This window comes from Chromohalobacter canadensis (assembly GCF_029544075.1).
Taxonomy (GTDB): domain Bacteria; phylum Pseudomonadota; class Gammaproteobacteria; order Pseudomonadales; family Halomonadaceae; genus Chromohalobacter; species Chromohalobacter canadensis_A.
In genome coordinates this window covers 1-1,025 of sequence record NZ_JAJQJH010000033.1, presented here as the reverse complement: position 1 = coordinate 1,025, position 1,025 = coordinate 1, and the positions used below count along the sequence as shown (strand labels likewise).

General features: G+C 58.0%; 1 protein-coding gene. It reads right to left on the bottom strand.

The genetic code is table 11. The annotated features are described in order from the left end of the window. Nucleotides 1-7: 7 nt before the first annotated feature. Nucleotides 8-1,000: an IS30 family transposase gene (locus LUN51_RS17395; RefSeq protein ID WP_082021204.1), complete on the bottom strand. Its 993-nt coding sequence runs from the start codon at nucleotides 998-1,000 to the stop codon at nucleotides 8-10. Between the last annotated feature and the right edge of the window lie 25 nt (nucleotides 1,001-1,025).

Sequence of the window (1,025 nt, the reverse complement as noted above, 5' to 3'; positions counted from 1 at the left end):
CCTGAATTCAACCAATAAGCGCAGCACCTGCGGTATCCAGGGCGCCGGAGTATTCCCCCAGAAACACCTGTGCCGGTGTCCGATAACCGAGCCGTTTTCGGGGGCGATCATTGAGCTTATTGACGGTCTTTCTCAGCTCGGCATCCGTCACCTGTCGAAAATCGGTTCCTTTGGGATAGTACTGCCGGATCAAGCCATTCGTATTTTCATTGGTCCCGCGTTGGCCGGAGCAATAGGGATCGCAGAAGTAGATCGCCGCTGACACTGCCTTGGCCACTGCCTCGTGATTGGCGAACTCCGAACCGTTGTCCAGTGTCACGGTCTGAACAGCCCCACGCCGGGGCTTCAGCAGCCGAATCATGGCTTTCTGTGTCAGTTCGGCGGTGATATTGGGGAGCCGAGCTGCCAGCAGATAGCCACTGCGGCGCTCAACCAGCGTGACCAACCCGGATTGCTTATGTCCCTTGAGCACCGTATCGCCTTCCCAGTGGCCAATCGTGAGTCGATCATCCACCTCAGCGGCGCGGTGCTCGATACCCACTCGGTTCGGAATCTTGCCGAGTCCGGCGCTCTTGGCCTGTGCACGGTACTTGCTCCGCCGCTTGGGTTGCCGGAGATATCGCCACAGACCGCCACCCCGTGCCTTGTCATCCCAGATCAACGAATAGATCCACTGATGGCTCACGTAAGCACCATTGGCGTTGGCCATAAAGCCACTGATTTGCTGAGGGCTCCATTCGTCAGCCAGTTGATCAGCCACCCAGCGCATGAGGCTGGGGAGTCGTTTTGTCATTTTCCAGGCAGTGCGCCGCCGCTGATCACTGAACGCCTGAGCCTGGCGGGGATCGTAGCCATCAGGAGAGATGTTACGGCGCAATTCGCGACTGACGGTGCTGCTATGGATGCCAAGCACTTTAGCGATCTGCCGCTGGCTCATACGGACACCCTGTTGGGCGTGAATCTGGTATCGTTGGGTCTGGGTCAGCTGTCGGTATCCCATGCTCTGCTTCACTTTGGTCGGTAAA

Bases quoted from the DNA above. Each gene is read 5' to 3' on its own strand.
- LUN51_RS17395 (WP_082021204.1), bottom strand. From the start codon at position 1,000: ATGGGATACCGACAGCTGACCCAGACCCAACGATACCAGATTCACGCC.